The following is a 272-nucleotide window of genomic DNA, read 5'->3' as shown; positions in this document are numbered from 1 at the left end:
GCCGACCGATTCACCGACCAGGTAAGGATAGAGCACATAGGCTTCGAGAAACTGCCCGACCACGAAGATGCCGATGATGATCGCCACCATCGACCAGTTCGGCCAGAACTGCACGATGGCGACGCCCAGCGACAGGATCAGGCCGGTGAGCGACCCGACATAGGGAATGAAGCTGAGAAAGCCGATGGATATGCCGATCAACAGGCCGAAATTCAGCCCCGACACGGTCAGCGCTACACCGTAAAAGATCATCAGGATACCGCAGACGGCCG

Annotated in this window: 1 protein-coding gene; it reads right to left on the bottom strand. The window is 58.1% G+C overall.

Annotated features, from left to right (window positions below):
* Positions 1–255, bottom strand: a 255-nt coding sequence (locus ACZ3GY_RS23970; protein ID WP_465912231.1) for an AI-2E family transporter, incomplete at its 3' end; no start/stop codon positions are given.
* Positions 256–272 lie beyond the last annotated feature (17 nt).

The organism is Pseudomonas sp. PME37.24/006, assembly GCF_055556635.1.
The sequence above is the reverse complement of the archived record's forward strand: the minus strand, read 5'-3'. Positions and strand labels throughout refer to the sequence as shown.